General features: G+C 42.3%; 15 protein-coding genes. 11 read left to right on the top strand and 4 right to left on the bottom strand.

What is annotated here, in order from left to right:
- Positions 1–166 precede the first annotated feature (166 nt).
- The 5 genes from KR50_RS14375 (at position 167) to argH (ending at position 6,678) form a co-directional block, all read left to right on the top strand.
- Positions 167–1,153 carry a class I SAM-dependent methyltransferase gene (locus tag KR50_RS14375; RefSeq protein WP_041060096.1) on the top strand — a complete coding sequence of 329 codons (987 nt, stop codon included), beginning with the start codon at positions 167–169 and terminating at the stop codon, positions 1,151–1,153.
- A gap of 560 nt (positions 1,154–1,713) precedes the next feature.
- The gene (locus KR50_RS14370; RefSeq protein ID WP_041060093.1) at positions 1,714–2,898 is read left to right on the top strand and encodes an acetate kinase; all 1,185 of its coding nucleotides are present in this window, start codon (positions 1,714–1,716) and stop codon (positions 2,896–2,898) included.
- A gap of 159 nt (positions 2,899–3,057) precedes the next feature.
- Positions 3,058–3,894 (top strand): EcsC family protein, encoded by an 837-nt coding sequence (locus KR50_RS14365; RefSeq protein WP_041060090.1) that lies wholly within the window; start codon positions 3,058–3,060, stop codon positions 3,892–3,894.
- A 184-nt stretch (positions 3,895–4,078) separates the two neighbouring features.
- Positions 4,079–5,293 (top strand): argininosuccinate synthase, encoded by a 1,215-nt coding sequence (locus KR50_RS14360; protein ID WP_041060087.1) that lies wholly within the window; start codon positions 4,079–4,081, stop codon positions 5,291–5,293.
- The gene (gene argH / locus KR50_RS14355; RefSeq protein WP_041060084.1) at positions 5,290–6,678 is read left to right on the top strand and encodes an argininosuccinate lyase; all 1,389 of its coding nucleotides are present in this window, start codon (positions 5,290–5,292) and stop codon (positions 6,676–6,678) included. Before KR50_RS14360 ends, argH begins: the two co-directional genes overlap by 4 nt.
- A gap of 49 nt (positions 6,679–6,727) precedes the next feature.
- On the opposite strand, the gene KR50_RS14350 is transcribed toward argH, so the two are convergent.
- On the bottom strand, positions 6,728–7,210 hold the full coding sequence (locus KR50_RS14350; RefSeq protein ID WP_041060081.1) for a universal stress protein: 483 nt from the start codon (positions 7,208–7,210) through the stop codon (positions 6,728–6,730).
- An 87-nt stretch (positions 7,211–7,297) separates the two neighbouring features.
- A complete protein-coding gene (locus tag KR50_RS14345) occupies positions 7,298–8,620 on the bottom strand; it encodes a purine-cytosine permease family protein (protein WP_041060078.1) in 1,323 nt (440 codons plus the stop codon).
- A 234-nt stretch (positions 8,621–8,854) separates the two neighbouring features.
- Here KR50_RS14345 and ald point away from each other — a divergent pair, with 234 nt between their 5' ends.
- Complete coding sequence (gene ald, locus KR50_RS14340; RefSeq protein ID WP_041060074.1) at positions 8,855–9,985, top strand: alanine dehydrogenase; 1,131 nt, start codon at positions 8,855–8,857, stop codon at positions 9,983–9,985.
- Positions 9,986–10,076: 91 nt separating this feature from the next.
- Here ald and KR50_RS14335 read toward each other — a convergent pair whose 3' ends face one another.
- Entirely contained in the window at positions 10,077–11,171 is a 1,095-nt protein-coding gene (locus KR50_RS14335; protein ID WP_041060072.1) for a M24 family metallopeptidase, read from the bottom strand.
- Positions 11,172–11,427: 256 nt separating this feature from the next.
- Here KR50_RS14335 and KR50_RS14330 point away from each other — a divergent pair, with 256 nt between their 5' ends.
- The gene (locus KR50_RS14330; RefSeq protein WP_041060070.1) at positions 11,428–12,105 is read left to right on the top strand and encodes a metal-dependent hydrolase; all 678 of its coding nucleotides are present in this window, start codon (positions 11,428–11,430) and stop codon (positions 12,103–12,105) included.
- Positions 12,106–12,237: 132 nt separating this feature from the next.
- The gene (locus KR50_RS14325) at positions 12,238–13,548 is read left to right on the top strand and encodes a CBS domain-containing protein (RefSeq protein ID WP_041060067.1); all 1,311 of its coding nucleotides are present in this window, start codon (positions 12,238–12,240) and stop codon (positions 13,546–13,548) included.
- Positions 13,549–13,641: 93 nt separating this feature from the next.
- On the opposite strand, the gene KR50_RS14320 is transcribed toward KR50_RS14325, so the two are convergent.
- Positions 13,642–13,983, bottom strand: a complete 342-nt coding sequence (locus KR50_RS14320; protein WP_041060065.1) for a YtpI family protein — start codon at positions 13,981–13,983, stop codon at positions 13,642–13,644.
- 90 nt (positions 13,984–14,073) lie between these two features.
- Between KR50_RS14320 and KR50_RS14315 the strand changes: the two genes are divergently transcribed.
- The 3 genes from KR50_RS14315 (at position 14,074) to KR50_RS14305 (ending at position 20,282) form a co-directional block, all read left to right on the top strand.
- Positions 14,074–15,018, top strand: a complete 945-nt coding sequence (locus KR50_RS14315; protein WP_041060063.1) for a DHH family phosphoesterase — start codon at positions 14,074–14,076, stop codon at positions 15,016–15,018.
- A 13-nt stretch (positions 15,019–15,031) separates the two neighbouring features.
- Positions 15,032–18,361: a DNA polymerase III subunit alpha gene (dnaE, locus tag KR50_RS14310; protein ID WP_041060061.1), complete on the top strand. Its 3,330-nt coding sequence runs from the start codon at positions 15,032–15,034 to the stop codon at positions 18,359–18,361.
- Positions 18,362–19,043: 682 nt separating this feature from the next.
- Positions 19,044–20,282 carry an NAD(P)-dependent malic enzyme gene (locus KR50_RS14305; RefSeq protein ID WP_041060058.1) on the top strand — a complete coding sequence of 413 codons (1,239 nt, stop codon included), beginning with the start codon at positions 19,044–19,046 and terminating at the stop codon, positions 20,280–20,282.
- Positions 20,283–20,299 lie beyond the last annotated feature (17 nt).

The raw sequence follows: 20,299 nt of genomic DNA, 5'->3' as shown, positions 1-20,299 counted from the left end.
TTAAAACCCCTGCATTTTTTGCGGGGGTTTAATTATTTAAAGGACTAAAGTGATCTGGCCCCTTTAGTCCTTTACCGAAACAAATGACAATCGCTTTTCTTTCTTTTTTTGTGTATGGGCGTTAGAATGGATTGTTGAGATACAGGGACAGGAGGGATTACCCGGAATGAATAATTCTCCGGTTGAAACGATATTCAGCATGTTAAATGACACAGCCACCTCTTTGCAGGAAGCCAGAGCTTCTTCTTATTTAGAAGCTTTAGCTGAAAGCGGAGAGTATTGGTTTAGTGGAGAAATAAATGAAGATGTCGACGATGTGTTAAGAAAACGGCTTGATCACACTTATGAAGACCAGCCAATAGAAAAGTTTAAGAAAGAAGAAATCCGAAAGGCCTATCAGCTGGCCATTTTGAAAGGCATGAAAGAGCATATTCAACCTAATCATCAAATGACTCCGGATTCAATTGCGATGGTTATCGGCTTTTTACTCGATAAATTCACCGCCAAAGAACAGGAACTCACACTGCTTGATCCGGCTCTTGGCACTGGCAATCTGACGCTGTCAATTATGAACCAGCTTGAAGGTAAAGTTTCGCTTACTCATGGAGTGGAAATTGATGAAGTGCTGGTAAGATTAGCTTATGTTGGAGCAAATCTTACTGAGCAGCCTCTTCATCTTTATACACAGGATTCATTGGAGCCATTATTTATCGACCCGGTAGATGCAGTGGTTAGTGATTTGCCTGTAGGATACTATCCAAACGATGAAAGAGCAGCCGATTACGAGCTTCAGGCACAAGAAGGTCATTCTTATGCTCATCATCTATTTATTGAACAAAGCATTAAGCATGTAAAAGAGGGCGGCTATCTTTTCCTGCTTGTTCCCAATGGCTTATTTGAATCGCCTTTTGCAAGTCAGCTTCATGAATACTTGCAAAAAAAGGTTCATATTCAAGGGCTGCTTAAATTACCGGACTCTCTTTTTAAAAGTGAGCAATCTGGAAAAAGTGTTTTAATTTTACAGCGCCAAAAAGATGGGGTGAATCCGCCTCGTCAAGTGCTGCTCGCTGAAATGCCTAAATTAAGCAATGCTCAGGCGGTTCAATCAATGATGAATAAGATCGGCTTGTGGATGGAAGAAAATAAAAAATAACCTTGATTCAAATGATTTTTACCTATAAGTATAAAAATTGATCTTGCCGCAAAGACTGATACGGTCAGAGATAGAGCATTCATAAAAAAAGAGACTGAAACAGATATTTAAATTGAGTTTTTTTAATAGTAAATTTGAGGTGAACGGAGCGGAAGGTGGCGACTCCAGCAGGATTTGACGGCAAGCTGAGACTTTGCAGGGCAGAGCTCTGAAAAGGCTCAAGTTCCCGTCCCTGCGGAAAACGTCCGCCTGAAGCGCAGAGAACCGGTTTGAAGAGGTTGAGACATATTTGTCCCGGCCTTTTTTTCTGAAAATAAACACTTCTACGTGTAAACGTTGTCACGGCAAGCTTTCCCTTGAAGTAGAGTACATTCAATGATTAAATGAAAAAGACTACATGAAGAAGATAACCAACCAGGGTTTGAATAGGATCACGAATTAAGTAAAAAGCTGCCTTAAAGTTATGTGTTGATGGTTAGGCGCATGAAGGTGTCAGTCTGTTTTAAAATCACCCCCCGCTTTAAACAGCGTTATTTAAAAAAGAAGGAGCGATTCCCCTTATGACAAAAGTCATTGCAATAAATGCAGGAAGCTCGTCATTGAAATTTCAGCTTTTTGACATGCCGGAAGAAACGGTTATTACCAAAGGAATTATTGAACGGATCGGATTAGACAATGCGGTATTTACCATTACAGTTGACGGTGAAAAGCAAAAAGACATCACAGATATTCCAAACCATGATGTAGCCGTTCAAATGCTGCTTTCAAAGCTTACTTCTACAGGCATCATACAGTCTCTTAATGAAATTGATGGCGTGGGCCATCGTGTTGTTCATGGTGGAGAAGTATTTAATGACTCAGTGGTAATTACTGAAGAAACGATTGCAAAGTTTGAAGAGCTTTCAGATCTTGCCCCTTTACACAATCCTGCTAATATTACAGGAATTCGTGCATTTCAGAACGTTCTTCCGAACACTCCGGCGATTGCGGTATTTGATACAGCCTTTCATCAGACGATGCCTGAGAGTTCTTTCTTATACAGCCTGCCATACGAATACTATAAAGAGTACGGTATTCGGAAGTATGGATTCCATGGCACATCACATAAATATGTATCGCAGCGCGCCGCAGAAATGCTTGGACGTCCTTTAGAGCAATTAAGATTAATTTCCTGTCATTTAGGAAATGGCGCTAGTATAGCTGCGATCGAAGGCGGACGCTCGATTGATACTTCAATGGGCTTCACACCGCTTGCAGGTGTTACAATGGGAACGCGAAGCGGAAACATTGACCCTGCATTAATTCCGTTTATTATGGAAAAAACAGATAAATCAGCCGAAGGCGTTTTAGATGTTCTGAATAAACAATCAGGCATGCTGGGTGTTTCCGGTTTCTCAAGCGACTTGCGAGACATCGAAATTCAGTCAGCAGAAGGCAATGAACGTGCACGACTTGCGCTCGATGTTTTCTCAAACCGTATCCACAAATACATTGGATCTTACGCTGCACGAATGAACGGAGTAGATGCGATCATTTTCACTGCAGGCATTGGTGAAAACAGTGAGACCATTCGTGCTGAAGTCCTTAACGGCCTTGAATTTATGGGCGTTTACTGGGATCCGACGCTAAACAAAACACGTGGAGAAGAAGCGTTTATTAATTACCCTCATTCTCCGGTGAAAGTAGTTGTCATCCCGACCGATGAAGAAGTTATGATAGCAAGGGATGTTACACGCCTTTCTTAATGCTTTAGTACTGAACCTGCACTCCTGAAAAGGAATGCAGGTTTTTTAAATGAATAACTTCCTTTCCATCCCATAAAATTAATGTATACAGGTTGACTGCTATCCTTATACATGATCCTTAGTCCGGGTATACTAATGGAAAAATGAGGTGGGTTCTCCATGAGCTGGTCTATGCGTGAACAGGAAGTATTTAATGAAATTACCACTTGGCGGAATGAGCTTGGATCATTTAGAGGCCATGATTTATCGATGACGTTTTCAAGGTGGGTGGACGGGTCTTTTAAGAGCCTGCCGGCAGCAATAAAAGAAGAGGTGTTTACAAAACTCGATGCCACTCTCTTTCATTTGCACAGCATCATCCAGGGCACACATCTTCATAAAGATGCAGTTGAACGGCTGGTCTCTACTGCCAAGGCATTTGAAGAAAATGTCAGTGTCCTTCATGATTTTACTCAGCTTAGAATTGATCAGCTTCACTATATGGCGATCCAGCAGAGCGGACGTCATAAATTTTATTCGTTTATTCAGGGAGGAGTAGCAGGTACAGGAGGAATCGTAGCATTTGGAACGGATTTACTTGCCATGACGATTTTGAATATCCGGGCCATACAATTTGTAGCCACCGCATATGGCCGGGATGTGCAAACGCCCTATGAAATGACTCTTTCATTAAAACTATTTCACGCTGCTACGTTGCCGATCCGATATCAGGCAGAAGCTTGGGACGAATTAATACAATCATTGGAAACGCAGGATTTGGGCTATTTTTTTAATGGAAATGATGAATTGACAAATGAACGCTGGCTTGAAGGTCCCGTTAAGCAGCTATTTAAATCTACTGCGATCAGCCTGTTCAGGAAAAAGAAATTGTCAAACCTGCCTCTGCTTTCTATGTCTATTGGTGCTTTTTCAAATTATCAGCTGACAAGAAGAGTAACAGATTTCGCTGAAAAGTTTTATCAATATCGATTTTTATGCGATAAGAACAGAATCTAAAGATAAAAACTGCCATGTTAAGCTAACACGGTAGTTTTTTTATGTATATTTATCAGAATATTAAAACTTTTTTATTTTAGCTATTATGTATTGTAAGTTCTAAAAGGACCTGTTAGTATGTACACATCTTATAAAGAATAAATATACATTACTATAAATAAAAATACGAAAGAGGTTGATAGACATGAACCAAAATAAAAAAGTAGTTTTAGCTTATTCCGGAGGGTTGGACACCTCTGTTGCCATTCAATGGCTTAAAGATCAGGGTTACGCAGTTGTGGCGTGCTGCCTGGATGTTGGTGAAGGAAAAGATCTTGATTTTGTGAAAGAAAAGGCCTTGACTGTTGGGGCAGTTGACAGCTATGTAATTGATGCAAAGGAAGAATTTGCACAGGAATATGCTTTAGTTGCGTTGCAAGCTCATACAATGTATGAAGGAAAATATCCGCTTGTTTCTGCCCTGTCACGTCCTCTGATAGCTAAAAAGCTGGTAGAAGTAGCTGAACAAAGCGGAGCAGATGCAGTGGCGCATGGGTGTACAGGCAAAGGAAACGATCAGGTCAGATTTGAAGTCGCGATTCAGGCTTTGAATCCTGAACTTGAAGTCATTGCTCCGGTGAGAGAGTGGGGCTGGTCTAGAGAAGAGGAAATTGACTATGCAAAAAAACACAATATACCGATCCCTATCAACCTTGACAGCCCTTATTCAATTGATCAAAACCTGTGGGGAAGAAGTAATGAATGTGGAGTTTTGGAAGATCCGTGGACAGCTCCTCCAGAAGGTGCATACGATCTGACTGCCTCCCTTGAAACAACGCCCAACGCTCCGGATCTAATTGAAATAGAATTTGAAAAAGGCGTCCCGACCGCCTTAAATGGAGAAAAAATGGCGCTTTCCAACATGATTCTTAAATTAAATGATCTTGCAGGAAAGCATGGAGTGGGCAGAATTGATCACGTAGAAAACAGACTTGTCGGCATTAAATCCAGAGAAGTGTATGAATGTCCAGGTGCTGTAACGTTAATGAACGCACATAAAGAGCTTGAGGATTTAACACTTGTAAAAGAATTGGCTCACTTTAAGCCTGTCATTGAAAAAAAACTAACGGAAATGATTTATGAAGGGCTTTGGTTTTCACCATTAACTCCCGCTCTTCAAGCCTTTCTTAAGGAGACACAGCAGTATGTGAATGGCGTGGCAAGAGTAAAACTGTTTAAAGGGCATGCGATAGTTGAAGGCAGAACCTCTCCAAATTCCCTATATAATGAAAAACTCGCTACGTACACAGCGGAGGATGAATTCGATCATAATGCAGCAATCGGCTTCATTCAATTATGGGGACTGCCAACGAAGGTGCATTCAATGGTGCAAAATAAAAAAGGAGAGACGGTCTCATGAGTAAATTGTGGGGAGGTCGATTCGCGCAATCGCCTGAAGAATGGGTAGATGAGTTTAATGCTTCCATTGGTTTTGACCAGCAATTGGTTTTTGAAGACCTGCAAGGCTCTGTTGCCCATGTGACGATGCTTGGAGAATGCGGCATTCTATCAGCTGAAGAGGTTCATGACATACTTGGCGGCCTTGCTCGTTTAAAAGAAAAAGCTGAAAGCAATGAATTGACTTATTCAGTGGGGAATGAGGATATTCATTTAAACTTGGAGCATCTTCTTATTCAGGAAATAGGGCAGGTTGGAGGAAAACTTCACACAGGCCGAAGCAGAAATGATCAGGTTGCCACTGATATGCATCTGTACCTTAAAAACAGAGTAGAAGAAATCGGCGTGCTGATCAGGTCCGTTCAAAAAGCGATCCTTAAGCAGGCAGAAGTGCATGTTGAAACTGTCGCGCCAGGATACACGCATCTGCAGCGTGCTCAGCCGATTTCATTTGCCCATCATTTACTGGCTTACTTCTGGATGCTTGAGAGGGACTATCAGCGCTTTGAAGATTCCTTAAAACGAATTGACAAATCACCATTGGGAGCAGGTGCGCTCGCAGGTACAACCTTTCCTATTGATCGTCATCGTTCTGCTGAATTGCTCGGCTTTTCTTCAATCTATGAAAATAGCATGGATGCGGTAAGTGACCGGGATTTTATCGTTGAATTTTTATCCAATGCGTCCATGACCATTATGCATCTTTCAAGGTTTTCTGAAGAACTGATTATCTGGTCAAGCCAGGAATTTCAATTTATTGAACTTGCAGATGCCTTTTCAACAGGAAGCAGCATTATGCCGCAAAAGAAGAATCCTGATATGGCAGAGCTTGTCAGAGGGAAAACAGGCAGAGTGTTCGGCCATTTACTTTCTTTGTTAACCGTACTCAAAGGGTTGCCTCTTGCTTATAACAAAGACATGCAGGAGGACAAAGAAGGGATGTTTGATACTGTTCACACGCTGATGGGGTCATTGAAAATCTTTGCTGGAATGATCGATACGATGCATGTTCATACGGATCGCCTGAAGAAAGCAGTTAATGAAGATTTCTCTAACGCTACAGAACTGGCAGATTACTTAGCAGCCAAGGGTGTGCCGTTCAGAGAAGCACATGAAATTGTCGGAAAACTGGTGCTGGTGTGTATTGGTCAGGGCATTTATTTAAAAGACCTGCCTTTTGATACACTCAAAGAGGCATCTCCTGTAATAGAAGAGGACATTTTTCAGGTGCTTGAACCGCTTCAAGCGGTAAAGAGACGGGAATCTGCCGGAGGAACAGGCTTTAAACAAGTAAGAAATCAGGTAGCACAAGCAAAGGAAATCCTGCAATCTGTTTCCTCGGCATAAACGATAAAAGCGGTCCTGTTTCGATCCCAGGGCCGCTTTTGAATGTAAATTAAATCGTAAAATCATTTTCTGAAGGATCTTTCTCAGGCGCCTGATCTGTCCGGACGACAAGCACATCACATTTAGCCGCTCTTACAATATGCTCGGAGATGCTGCCGATTAAAAATCGCTCCATGGCATTAAGGCCTGTAGCCCCGCAGATAATTAAGTCTGCTTCAACTTTATTGGCAAACTCTTTAGGCACAAGTACTTTCGGGGAGCCGTATTCTACGAACACATTAATTTTGGTCACACCTTTTCGTTCCGCTTCCGCTTTGTATTCACCAAGCATTTCTTCAGCAAAGGTTTGAGCCCTCTTCGCTACGCTCCGGTCGTATGCTTCTACTACAGCAAATGATCGAGTGTCAATAACATGAAGCAGATTCAAGGTTGCGTTATTTCGTCTTGCAATATCGATTGATTTTTTGAAAGCCCACTCTGCTTCTTTCGATCCATCTACCGCAACTAAAATATGATCATAACTAAGTGTCATCGCTATCTCCTCCTTAGTTCTATTGTACACCCTGAAGCGAAGAATATCTTTACCAATTATTATAAAATTCAAAACAAATTGTTTTTTTTAATTCCTCTTTTTAAAGCGGTGGTATTTCAGGGCTGAATACGTGAAACCAGCGAGCAAAAATACAATAAAGCCTGGTGAAAAGGAAGAAGGAATAATTAAATAAACGGGTATAAAAATAATTGCCGTAAGTAATGCTTCGAAGTTTATAACGTTCTTTCCTGATGATAAGGATCGTAAATCTATTTCCAGAATCCTCCCTTTTTTTATAAAAATAAAATCAAAGACAATAATGGCTGACAAAGGAATGACTGCTGCACCGAGCATGGAAATGTATTGCTCCGCCTGTTCCACAATAATGGGAAAGAAACTTAAGAGCGTTGCAGCTGCACCGAATAGTACAGCACTTTTAATCCGTCCAAGTGCCGGAAAAGCATTTAATAAACTGTACCCGCCTGTATAAGCATTACTTAAATTTATCGAAATCATGGATACAAGTGCACCGGTTGCAATAATGGCGAGAAGCAAATAGGAATCTGTCAGCTCCCCGGCAGATGCAAATGGATTAAGAGATCCGAGTGCAGCTGCATAAAGTGTGCCAAGAAAAGCAGTAAGAACAAAACCGGCAGCATTACCAGCCAGAACTCCCCAAAAGGCCTGTTTTGGCGACTTTGCATACCTGGTCATATCTGAGGATGCACTGACACCGGAAACGTACTGAACAAAAGCTAAGCTTGAAAAAAAGAAGAAGGAAGTAAAATGAAAATCCCCAGTTTCAAAAATGGAAGATGAGGCAGAAAAACTGTGAGTCAGGATAAGATAGATCATGGCTCCCTGACCTAAAAATAAAATGGGCAAAAACCATTTTGTTGCCTTCTTCACCGCATCAAAACCGATTAATGCGAGAACAGCCATTCCAGCAGAAAGAATGGGAGCAATCAGCCATAAGGGGATCGAGACTCCGGTTATTGGGGTCAGCAATGAAATAAACACCATTGATCCCCCGATGGTCTGTACACTAAACCAATAGAGAGAAGTTAAAGAGCGTATGGGAGAAGCAAAATATCTTGAAAGCCTGGTTCCAATCATCGTTCTAATAACAAATTGAGCGGGCAGTCCGTACCGTGCCCCTGGCAGCGACAGCAGTGATACCAGCAAAAAAGCAAGCACAGCTCCGAGAATAGTAGATGTCACGGCCCAGCCTACTGACAATCCTCCAGTCAAAACAGCAAGCGCCGGAACGAGAACATTTCCGGTATTCACTGAAAAAGCCAGCTGAATGCCTGCATATTCAAACCATTTTGTTTGTTTCTGTGCCGTTGGGATTGCTTCAAGGCCAAATCTTTCAATTTCAATCCTGGGCTGTTTATTCATTCTCTGCATAATAATCTCCATTTCTTCTGTAAACGTACATGGTTTTAGTCCAAGTTTACCATACTAAATACACAAGACTGCCTGCTCAATAATTAGAATTAATAGTTTTTTTAGAATACAGAAATAAAATGAGACAGCATTCAGTTCATTTGTTAAAATGGTATTGCCTAACACCGTCCTAAATCCTTAGAATTCGGTGTTTTGCTGACAGATGAGGATTTAGAGATAAATGGAGGGGCTTTTATGCGTATTGGGATTCCAAGAGAAATTAAGAATAATGAAAATCGAGTAGCCATTACGCCTTCTGGTGTGCATCATTTGGTGATCCAGGGGCATGAAGTTTTTGTTGAGCATGATGCCGGTATCGGTTCAGGATTTACAAATGAGGATTATCTTGCAGCAGGGGGAAATATTGCTGCAACAGCACAGGAAGCATGGTCATTTGATATGGTTATGAAAGTGAAAGAGCCAATTGCAAGTGAATATCCCTATTTTAAAGAGGGCTTAATTTTATTTACATATCTTCACCTTGCCCCTGAGCCTGAATTAACGAAAGCTTTAATTGAAAATAAAGTAGTTGCAATAGCTTATGAGACCGTTCAGCTGCCTAATGGCTCTTTGCCTCTGTTAACGCCAATGAGTGAAGTGGCAGGAAGAATGGCAACTCAAATTGGCGCTCAATTCCTCGAAAAAATTCATGGCGGAATGGGCATTCTCCTTGGAGGTGTTCCTGGAGTAGCAAGAGGAAAAGTAACCATTATTGGCGGTGGAGTAGCAGGAACCAATGCGGCAAAAATGGCAGTTGGATTGGGAGCTGATGTTACGATTCTTGATTTAAGTCCGGATCGCCTGCGCCAACTGGATGATTTATTTGGCAAAGATGTTACAACGCTGATGTCAAACCCGCTAAATTTGGCAGATACCATCGCAGAGTCAGATCTTGTGATTGGAGCTGTATTAATACCGGGAGCCAAAGCGCCTAAGCTCGTAACAGAAGAGATGATAAAATCAATGAAGCCTGGTTCAGTCGTAGTGGATATTGCCATTGATCAGGGCGGGATTTTTGAAACAACTGACCGCATCACGACACATGATGCCCCGACATACACAAAGCATGAAGTCGTTCATTATGCTGTAGCCAATATGCCGGGAGCTGTTCCGCGTACCTCTACAATTGCGCTGACGAATGTGACAGTGCCATATGCGGTTCAAATTGCCAATAAAGGCTACAAACAAGCCTGCCTGGATAATGAAGCATTATTAAAAGGAATTAACTGTGCAAACGGTTATGTGACCTATAATGCTGTAGCAGAAGCGCACGGTTTAAACTATGCCAGCGTGCGCGAACTGCTGGTGCCTGTGAAAGCTGAATAAAAAAGCAAAAAAGTGTGCATGACCGAAGATTTAATTCGGTCTGCACACTTTTTTTCTGCGACAGCATTAAAGCGGCTCTCTTACGCAATATTTAATAGTATTGAAGCGTTTTTGGGAATTTTGTCAGTGTTTCATATCCATTTTCAGTAACAAGTACATCGTCTTCTATCCGGACTCCGGCAATGTTTGGAACATAAATGCCCGGTTCAATGGTAAATGTCATGCCTTCTTTAAGAATAAAGTCACTGTCAGAAGTAATGGACGGATATTCATGAACATTTAAACCAAGACCGTGTCCGAGGCGGTGAGGGAAAAAGTCGCCGTACCCTGCATCTTGAATAACCTTTCTTGCGGCTAAATCAAGGTCACTTGCTTTTACACCCGGCTTTACCATTTCCAGTGCTTTAAGCTCCGCAGCCAGCACCGTCTCATAGATTTTTATCTGCTCCTTTGAAAGTTCTCCAAAAGCAACGGTTCTAGTAATATCAGAACAATAGCCTTGATAAACGACTCCAAGATCGAATAGTACAAGGTCTCCTCTTTTTATTTTGTTCAATCCGGGATTGCCGTGTGGGGAAGCGGCGTTTTTCCCTGTCAGCACCATTGTGGAAAATGACATTTCTGTAATCCCCTTGCGTTTCAATTCAAACTCGATCGCTGCGAGGATTTCCAGTTCTGTTTTTCCTTCTGCTAATTCACTGCAAGCAGTCTCAATGGCGAAATCAGCAAGTTCAGCCGCTTTGCGTAGAAGGACTAGCTCATCTTGTGATTTCACTACACGAAGATCATTCATCTGCTGATCAATAGAGTGAATGTCGAAGCTGCCAAATGATTCTTTCAAAAGATTTAACCGATCAACGGTCAAGTGACTGCTTTCGATCGCAAGTGAAGAAACAGCCATATTTTTGGTTTGTAGAAGAGTATGCAGTAATTGTATTGGGTTTTCAGTGTCGCTGTATCCAATGATCCGGTATTCCCAGCCAGCATGACGCGCTTCTTCTTCCTCCATACCCGGGCAGATTAATGTGCTTTCTCCAGTTTGCGGAACAAACACTGCGAGCCACCTTTCATGCGGATTGCTTCTAAAACCTGTTGTGTAGCAAACATTTTCTGTTGAGGTTAGAAATGCCGCATCAATAGAACGGCTCGATAAGTATTGTTGAATCTGTTTGATTTTTCCTTTCACTATTGATTCCTCCTTATTAATCAAGTCATTGTATGTATGTGATTCGTGTGAAAATGGTGCGCATGTTGAATTAAATCGTAGCATACATGTTAAAAATATTAAATCAGCCATCTAGCGCATAAGCATCTAATTGAGTAGGGACGTCTGAAAGTTTACCCATTGTCTAAGGAATAAAGTGCAATTCTTAAGGTTTTAGTCAAAATGGAGAGGGAATGAGTTAAGGAGAATGAAATTACTGTTGAGGAGGAATCAGTTTATGAATATTTCTTACCACGGTCATTCAATTGTTAAAGTTAAAACAAACGGCACCACAATTTTATTTGATCCTTTTATTAATGGAAATGAACTGACGGATTTAAAGGTTGAAAACGAAAAGCCCGATGTGATTATCCTTACACATGGACACAATGATCATGTAGGAGACACTGTTGAAATTGCCAAGCAAAGTGATGCGCTCGTCATTGCCCCCTTTGAACTTGCCAATTATTTGGAATGGCAGGGCTTAAAAACGCATCCGCTTCATATAGGCGGAGGCTATGATTTTGATTTTGGCAGAGTAAAGCTTACACAGGCGTTTCATGGCTCCTCTTATGAAACTGAGGACAAGCAGATTATTTATACAGGCATGCCTGCAGGTGTCCTGCTGACGGTTGAAGGAAGAACGTTGTATCATGCAGGAGATACAGGTCTGTTTGGCGACATGAAATTAATCGGAGAGCGCAACACGATTGATGTAGCATTTCTTCCGATCGGAGATAATTTCACCATGGGACCGGATGATGCAGCTTATGCAGCAAGTCTGCTCAATGCAAAAACGGTCATTCCGATTCACTATAATACGTTCCCGCCAATAAAACAGGATCCGGAAAAATTCGTGAAGCTTTTACCGGAAGGACAAGGCAGGGTATTACATGCAGGGGATTCAATCGAATAGCAAAGACCGCCGGAAAAACGAGGTTTTTTCGGCGGTTTTTTTGTTTTATTTTGCTTTCGTTGAACCTAAGGCCTCATAATGAGTATAATAAAAAGGCGAATACATGATCGGATTGAAAGAGAGGGACAGCCTGTGGCCACGAAACATGAACAAATAATATCTCATATTGATTCCCTGCCCGTAGGAAACAAAATATCGGTGCGTCAGGTCGCAAAGCAGCTCGACGTAAGTGAGGGAACAGCGTACCGGGCAATAAAAGAAGCAGAGAATCAAGGACTTGTCAGTACGATTGAACGTGTTGGTACAATTAGAATTGAAAAAAAGAAAAAAGAAAACTTCGAACGCCTTACTTTTGCTGAAGTAGTGAACATTATTGATGGACAAGTTGTTGGAGGCAGAGCGGGCCTGCATAAGACATTAAATAAATTTGTTATTGGCGCAATGAAGCTTGAGGCGATGATGCGATACACGGAAGCGGGCAACCTGCTGATTGTAGGAAACCGCACACGTGCCCACGAGCTCGCTCTTCAGGCGGGTGCAGCGGTGCTGATTACAGGAGGATTCGATGCGGATGAGTCAATAAAAAAGCTTGCGAATGAGCTTGAACTGCCCGTAATCTCAACATCCTATGATACCTTTACAGTTGCAGCGATGATTAATCGCGCCATTTACGATCAGCTTATAAAAAAAGAGATTGCGCTGGTAGAAGACATTTTAATTCCATTTGATCGAGCGTATTTTTTAACTTCAAGAGATAAAGTTTCCCACTGGACAGCTTTAAATGATGAAACACATCACAGCAGATTTCCTGTGGTAGATCCACATTCGCTAAAAGTAGTGGGGATGGTCACTTCAAAGGATATTTTAGGAAAAGACAGTCAGGAGTCCATTGAGCGCGTCATGACGAAGTCCCCCTTAACAGTAAGGGTGAAGACAAGTGTTGCATCTGCCGCCCATATCATGATCTGGGAAGGAATAGAACTGCTTCCTGTTGTCGATGATCACGACCATTTAGAGGGAGTGATCAGCCGCCAGGATGTCTTAAAAGCTCTGCAAATGATTCAAAGGCAGCCGCAAATTGGGGAAACCATTGATGACATAGTGTTTAAAGAATTGAGAGTCGATAAGACACTTGAAAACCCCTATCAATTTCGCGTGACTCCGCAAATGACGAATCAGCTCGGCTCCATTTCCTATGGGGTTTTTACGTCGCTCATTACCGAAGCTGCAAACCGCACGCTTAAGGAATTTAAGCGGAGCGACCTTGTCATTGAAAATATTACAATCTATTTTATAAAGCCAGTTCAACTGGACAATACAATAGAAATTCACCCAAGGCTGCTTGATGTAGGACGCAAATTCGGAAAAGTAGATGTAGAGGTATTTAGTGAAGGGAATTTAGTAGGGAAAGCAATGATGATGTGTCAGCTTTTGGACCGGTGATGAAAACAAACCGGCTAATTAAGCCGGTTTGAGAGAGGGTTTATGATACAATCCGCACCAGTGAATGTCCATGCATGTTTTTCTAAAAAAAGCTCAGGATTGTTGTTCTTTTTCGTATTTTTTCCACTCATCATCTTCCTTTTTTAAAAAAGGAGTAAGGTGCTTATATGCTTTATAGCGCAGCCAGGCGCTGCCAAAGCCAATTAAAATAAATGCTGCAGCAATTACATAAGTAAGGATCAGCTCGGTTGATACTTCAAAATTAAATAAAAACAGCTGATTTATTCCAAAAGCGCCCATTCCCAGCCCAAGTGCGATCCCTGCACGGCTGGCCTGCCATTGTTTTTCCACTGGACGAGGTGAGCGTATTTGCTTCGTTTTAAAATATAAATAAGCAACAGCAGATAAAATGATAATAAATACTAAAATCGGCATGTAACAACCTCCAAAAATGACTTGATCTTTACATATTGTAGCGGCAATAAACATGAAAATCCACTTTTGTTCCCGAAAGGATTGATTCAAATGAAAAAACAAATACTTGACGTCATAAAACAATATCAATCAATTATTATTCACAGGCATGTTCGCCCTGACCCCGATGCCTATGGCTCTCAAGGCGGTCTGGCTGAATTGATCACTGCTTCTTTCCCTGAGAAAACCGTCTATACAGTTGGGCAGGAAGAAAAATCCTTATCTTTTTTACGCCAAATGGATATCGTATCTGATGATTTATATAAAGAGTCGCTGGTTATTGTATGTGATACGGCTAACGAGGAGCGGATTGATGATCAACGGTACAAGCTCGGGGCCGAATTAATTAAAATTGATCACCATCCTAATGAAGATCCTTACGGAGACTATCTGTGGGTGGACACATCAGCTAGTTCTGCAAGCGAGATGATCTATGAATTTTATCTTGAGGGCCGTAACGCAGGCTTGCAAATGAGTCAAAAAGCAGCACGGCTTTTGTTTGCCGGCATTGTCGGAGACACGGGCAGATTTCTTTTCCCGAATGCTACGCAGAAAACATTTCAGTACGCTGGTGAGTTAATTCAGTTTGAATTTGACCGGGCTTCTATTTTTAACTCTCTCTATGAGATGGAACCTCATCAGCTTAAACTGCAAGGCTATGTGTTGCAGAATTTTTCGATAGATGACAACGGTGCTGCTTATATCAAGATGCAGCAGCCGCTTTTAAATGAATATGGTGCGACGCCATCAGAAGCATCTCTTCTAGTCAGTACGCTAGGAAGTGTGAAAGGAATCAAAGCCTGGGTATTCTTTATTGAAGAAGCTTCTGAAATTCGTGTGCGTTTTCGTTCCAAAGGACCGGTGATTAATGAACTCGCTAAAGAATACGGAGGTGGAGGACATCCCCTTGCTGCGGGAGCTTCTATAAAAAACTGGAACGAATCAGAAGAAATTATTCATAAGCTACAGGGAATCTGCAAGAACGAAGAAAAATAAAGGAGGAAGCAGGATGCCGTTTGTTCATTTACAAGTCACGAGTTCTTTTGACCTCCTGTCTAGTCCTATTACGCTTTCTGCTTTAATAAAAAAAGCAAAGTCTGACAATGCATCTGCCATTGCCCTGACAGATCGAAATGTCTTGTATGGTGCAGTGCCATTTTACCGAGAGTGCTTAAAAGAAAAGATCAAGCCGATTATCGGTTTAACTGCTGATGTCTGGGTTGAAGAGGATGAACGGGCTTATCCGCTGGTTCTGCTTGCAGAAAACCAAAACGGGTATCAGCATTTAATTAAAATTTCAAGTGTCCTTCAGACAGGTCATGAAAGAGGAATCCCTCTAAAATGGCTGTCCTCTTATTCGGAAGGATTAATTGCTTTAACCCCTGGGGCTGAAGGAGAGATAGAGACGCTTCTTATGGAACAGGAAAATGAAAAAGCAGCCCAAAGAGCAGAAAGATACCGCGGGATGTTTGGGGCTGATTCCTTCTTTTTTTCCGTTCAGGACCACGGGCGTTCACAGGATCGGCAGTTAGCAGAGAAACTTGCTGATCTTAGTAAGACGTTGGAGATTCCGTTAGTGGCAGCTGCTGATGTTCGTTACCTTGAAAAAGAGGATGCATTCAGTTTTGAGGTGATCACGTCAATACGGGATGGTGTAAAGATAGAAGAAGCAAGTCTCGCAGGTACCTTCGCCTTCACGCATAAGGACCAAATGAAGGAGCTGTTTTCGGCGATGCCGGAAGCACTTGAGCATACGTTGGAAATCGCAGAACGATGTAATATAAAAATAGATTTTTCCCAGTCTTATCTGCCTCGCTATCCCGTTCCCAATGATGTCACAGCGAAAGAGGTATTGCTGCACCTTTGCAGCGAGGGTTTGAAAAAAAGACAACAATCCATTTCCTCCATTTACAAAGAACGCCTTGAATATGAACTGTCCGTTATCGACCGAATGTCCTTTAATGATTACTTTCTCATTGTGTGGGATTTTATGAAGTTCGCAAGAGAAAAGAAAATCTTAACCGGTCCCGGGCGGGGTTCTGCTGCAGGTTCTTTAGTGGCCTATGCGCTCTTTATTACTCATGTTGATCCAATTGAACATGATTTGCTTTTTGAACGGTTTTTGAATCCTGAACGGATTTCCATGCCTGATATTGATATTGATTTTCCAGATCATCGCCGTGACGAAGTGATTCAATATGTCGCCGAGAAATACGGCTCTAAGCATGTTGCGCAAATTGTCACATTCGGCACATTGTCTGCGAAAGCCATCGCGCGGGACACCGCAAGAGTTTTTGGATTTACTTCCGGGGAAATGGAGGTTATCTCTAAAGCCATTCCATCCCGCTTAGGCATTGTTCTTCGTGAAGCCTATGAAGAATCTGCTCCGCTTCGGCAGTTTGCTGATCAGTCCAAGAGACATCAGCAGTGGTTTGAAGTGGCAAAAAAACTGGAAGGACTTCCGAGGCATACCTCAACACATGCTGCGGGCGTTGTCATTAGCGACAGGCCGCTTGTAGACATTGTCCCGCTGCAGAAGGGACAGGAGTATGTTCACTTAACCCAGTGGCCAATGGACCTGCTTGAAGATATCGGTTTATTAAAAATGGACTTCTTAGGGCTGCGCAATCTGACGCTGCTTGAAAAAATCACACAATCTATTGTTCAAAAAGAAAATCGGCAGTTTCGGTTGGAAGAGATTCCAACGAAAGATCAAGCTACATTTGAATTGCTGAGCAAAGGCTGGACTGTGGGCATCTTTCAGCTTGAGTCCGATGGCATGAAAAATGTGCTGCGGTCACTAAAACCTACCGCATTTGATGACATAGTAGCGGTCAATGCATTGTATCGGCCAGGCCCAATGGACCATATCCCTTCATTTATTAAAAGAAAGCATAATCAGGAACCGGTTCGCTATGCTCATCCGGATTTGACTAAAATTCTCGCGCCAACCTATGGGATCATCGTGTATCAGGAACAAATCATGCAAATTGCCTCTCAAATGGCAGGCTTTACTTTAGGGCAGGCAGATATGCTGAGAAGAGCTGTCAGCAAGAAAAAGAAAGAAGACCTGGACCGGGAGAGAGAGCGCTTTGTCAAAGGCTCCATTAACAGAGGCTATGAGGAGAAAACAGCTCAGGAAATATACGATTTAATTGTTCAATTTGCCAATTACGGTTTTAATAAAAGCCATGCTGTGGCGTACAGCTTGATCGGTTACCAGCTTGCTTACTTAAAAACTCATTATCCTACACATTTTATGGCGTCGCTGATGACTTCCGTTACGGGCAACGAGGACAAACTGCGCCTTTATATCAGAGAATGCGAAAGGCTGAGGATTCCAGTTCTCCCGCCATCGGTTCAAAAAAGCGATCGTTACTTTGCAGTTGAAAAAGATGGAATACGATTTAGCATCAGCGCGATTAAAGGGATCGGGAAAGGTGTGGCAGTCGATTTAATTCAAACGAGACAGCAAAAAGCTTATAAAGATTTATTTGATTTTTGCGTGCGAGTACCCTCTAAATCTGTCAGTCGAAAAATTCTTGAGGCGCTGGTTTTTTCAGGTGCTTTTGATGAGTTTGAGAAAGACCGTTCCACACTGCTTGCATCCATCGATGTGGCGATTGAACATGCTTCATTAATGAAAAGTGAAGACGGAGGGTTATTTGAAGATGATTTTTCGATATCTCCAAAATACATTGAAAAATCTCCAATGCCTGCTGAGGAAAAGCTGTCGTTTGAAAAAGAAGTGCTGGGCTTATACTTATCTGCCCATCCTGTATCGTCCATCCAATCAAAACTCGATCAGCTTCAGGCCCAATCAATAGATGAGATTAAAAGCAATCAGCCGTCCTTTTTGGTTGGAGCACTCATTACAGACATTCGAATGATCCGTACTAAAAAAGGAGACGCGATGGCTTTTCTTGTGTTAAGTGATGCATCAGGCGATATAGACGCAGTAGCCTTTCCAGATACGTACCGTCATGCTTCAGCGCTCCTTAAACAGGGGATATTGATCATTGCAAAAGGAAAAGCAGACCAGCGAAATGGGAAGCTGCAGGTCATATTACAGGATGTGAAACGGGCAGAGGACTGGACAAGTGAACCGAGCAGAAAAAAACTGTTTCTGCGAATTCCTCCCAAGCTTGAAGAATCTTCCCTTTTGAAGAAGGTTCGAAACCTCTGCCTTCAGCATCAGGGGAATTCACCAGTGATTATTCACATGGAAGAAACAAAGCGAACGATTCAGCTGCAGCAAAGTGAATGGGTCAATATACAGACCCCCGTGATCAAACAGCTGAAGGAGCTTTTGGGAGATAAGAACGTAGTGGCCAAATAAGCAATCTGTGAAAAACGGCTGCCTTTTTACAGATTACAAACCATCAAGGGACAGAACTCAATCATTTATTCACTAGAATGGTTTCATGAACTTACTTCATGAGATCATTCTTTTTTTATTCCTTTGCATTACACCGAAAAAATAAGCAGTTATTATGCTGCTAAAAAAGTCCAGATTCTATGAAGGGGATGCGGGGACTCAAGCGTGATGAAGCGGGAAGGGTGAGACAGTGAAGATGCGAAAGCATCAAATCGGCTCACCTCCCGCCACGCGGAAAGCCTCCGCCTGAAACGGAAATGAACCGGTCCCCTTCATCTTTATAAGTCCGTCCAGGAGTGCGGTTTGTAAACAGTCAGAGGTTTACATAGTTTCGTACGATCCATTTTAAATAGAATAGGTTCAATGGAGTGGAAGGCGGGGACTCCAGCGTGATGAAGCGGGAAGGGTGAGACGGTGAAGATGCGAAAGCATTAAATCGGCTCACCTCCCGCCACGCGGAAAGCCTCCGCCTGGAACGGAAATGAACCGGTCTTGTTGCAATCAGTCTGTCCTTCTTCTTTCTATATTAAAGAATCAATTGCTTTTACAAACTAATTTTTGATATAGTGGTTTAGAGAATTATGTGGTCTGACCAATTGTTAAATTTAGGGGGAACCCCCGTCAAATCAGGGAGTGAATTACCTTGTCATTACGCGATGAAGCCTTACATATGCACAGAGTGAACCAGGGGAAACTTGAATCAAAGTCAAAGGTCTCTGTCAGAAATGCGGAAGATCTGAGCCTTGCATACTCACCTGGAGTAGCTGAGCCTTGCAAAGAAATTTATGATAAACCTGAAACAGTTTACGATTACACCATGAAAGGAAATATGGTGGCAGTCGTATCGGATGGGACCGCAGTTTTGGGCCTTGGAAATATCGGTCCAGAAGCTGCGCTGCCAGTAATGGAAGGAAAGGCCGTTTTATTTAAAAGCTTTGCTGGCGTGGATGCTTTTCCAATCTGTTTAAATACTACTGAAATTGATAAAATTGTCGAGACAGTAAAATTACTTGAGCCTACTTTTGGCGGAGTGAATCTAGAAGATATCGCTGCTCCCAGATGTTTTGAAATTGAAGAACGTCTGAAAAAAGAAACCAACATTCCAATTTTTCACGACGATCAGCACGGAACGGCTATTGTAACAGTTGCCGGTTTAGTGAACGCACTTAAATTAACCAACCGGGAATTAACAAATATTAAAATTGTAATGAATGGCGCAGGTGCTGCAGGAATTGCAATCATCAAGCTTTTGTACAGCTATGGTGTCCGGGATATTATTATGTGTGACTCAAAAGGCGCAGTATATGAGGGGCGTCCATATGGCATGAATGCGGTTAAAGAAGGCGTTGCGAAAATAACAAACCGCAGCAGGGTTGACGGCTCACTTCAAGATGCCATCCACGGGGCAGATGTGTTCATAGGAGTCTCTGTAGCTGGAGCATTAACCGAAGAAATGGTTAATACAATGAATAACGATGCCATTATTTTTGCTATGGCAAACCCTGTGCCGGAAATTATGCCTGAGCGTGCGAAAGCAGCCGGAGCAAAAGTTATTGGCACCGGCCGATCTGATTATCCCAACCAGGTTAATAATGTGCTGGCATTTCCAGGAATTTTCCGGGGGGCATTGGATGTCCGTGCCACTCATATAAATGAGAAAATGAAACGTGCTGCAGTGGAGGCGATTGCTTCCCTAATTTCAGCAGAAGAGCTGGATGCAAACTATGTGATTCCCGCCCCTTTTGATCCAAGAGTAGCACCTGCAGTGGCAGCAGCAGTTGCAACGGCTGCGATGGAAACAGGTGTAGCTAGAAGAAAAATGGATCCTGAAGAAATAAGACTTAAAACAGAACGCCTTTCTTTAATCGGAAAGTCAGAATGATGAAATGCAGTGACTAA

This window comes from Jeotgalibacillus campisalis (assembly GCF_000829515.1).
GTDB lineage: Bacteria > Bacillota > Bacilli > Bacillales > Jeotgalibacillaceae > Jeotgalibacillus > Jeotgalibacillus campisalis.
Note: the sequence above shows the minus strand (reverse complement) of the source record. Positions and strands in the feature narration are given on the sequence as shown.

Coding starts and splice junctions, on each gene's coding strand:
- KR50_RS14375 (WP_041060096.1), top strand. CDS start 167: ATGAATAATTCTCCGGTTGAAACGATATTCAGCATGTTAAATGACACA.
- KR50_RS14370 (WP_041060093.1), top strand. CDS start 1,714: ATGACAAAAGTCATTGCAATAAATGCAGGAAGCTCGTCATTGAAATTT.
- KR50_RS14365 (WP_041060090.1), top strand. CDS start 3,058: ATGAGCTGGTCTATGCGTGAACAGGAAGTATTTAATGAAATTACCACT.
- KR50_RS14360 (WP_041060087.1), top strand. CDS start 4,079: ATGAACCAAAATAAAAAAGTAGTTTTAGCTTATTCCGGAGGGTTGGAC.
- argH (WP_041060084.1), top strand. CDS start 5,290: ATGAGTAAATTGTGGGGAGGTCGATTCGCGCAATCGCCTGAAGAATGG.
- KR50_RS14350 (WP_041060081.1), bottom strand. CDS start 7,210: ATGACACTTAGTTATGATCATATTTTAGTTGCGGTAGATGGATCGAAA.
- KR50_RS14345 (WP_041060078.1), bottom strand. CDS start 8,620: ATGCAGAGAATGAATAAACAGCCCAGGATTGAAATTGAAAGATTTGGC.
- ald (WP_041060074.1), top strand. CDS start 8,855: ATGCGTATTGGGATTCCAAGAGAAATTAAGAATAATGAAAATCGAGTA.
- KR50_RS14330 (WP_041060070.1), top strand. CDS start 11,428: ATGAATATTTCTTACCACGGTCATTCAATTGTTAAAGTTAAAACAAAC.
- KR50_RS14320 (WP_041060065.1), bottom strand. CDS start 13,983: ATGCCGATTTTAGTATTTATTATCATTTTATCTGCTGTTGCTTATTTA.
- KR50_RS14315 (WP_041060063.1), top strand. CDS start 14,074: ATGAAAAAACAAATACTTGACGTCATAAAACAATATCAATCAATTATT.
- dnaE (WP_041060061.1), top strand. CDS start 15,032: ATGCCGTTTGTTCATTTACAAGTCACGAGTTCTTTTGACCTCCTGTCT.